General features: G+C 54.4%; 1 tRNA gene. It reads right to left on the reverse strand.

Annotation, left to right across the window (positions count from 1 at the left end):
- Positions 1-113: 113 nt before the first annotated feature.
- Positions 114-189 (reverse strand) — tRNA-Met (locus tag I8J34_RS24490).
- Between the last annotated feature and the right edge of the window lie 50 nt (positions 190-239).

The raw sequence follows: 239 nt of genomic DNA on the forward strand, positions 1-239 counted from the left end.
AAGAGCGGACAACGTGGGAGGCAAACTGGTGTGAGCCAACATGGGCCAATGGCCCAAGCAGGCCAGAAAGCAAAAAACCCAACCACCGCTAGGTGATTGGGTTTTGCAGAATTTGGTTGCGGGGGCAGGACTTGAACCTGCGACCTTCGGGTTATGAGCCCGACGAGCTGCCAACTGCTCCACCCCGCGTCAGAGAAACGAGACTTTAGACCATTACAGATGTTTCGTCAAGGATCCAA

Source organism: Denitromonas iodatirespirans (assembly GCF_018524365.1).
Taxonomy (GTDB): domain Bacteria; phylum Pseudomonadota; class Gammaproteobacteria; order Burkholderiales; family Rhodocyclaceae; genus Nitrogeniibacter; species Nitrogeniibacter iodatirespirans.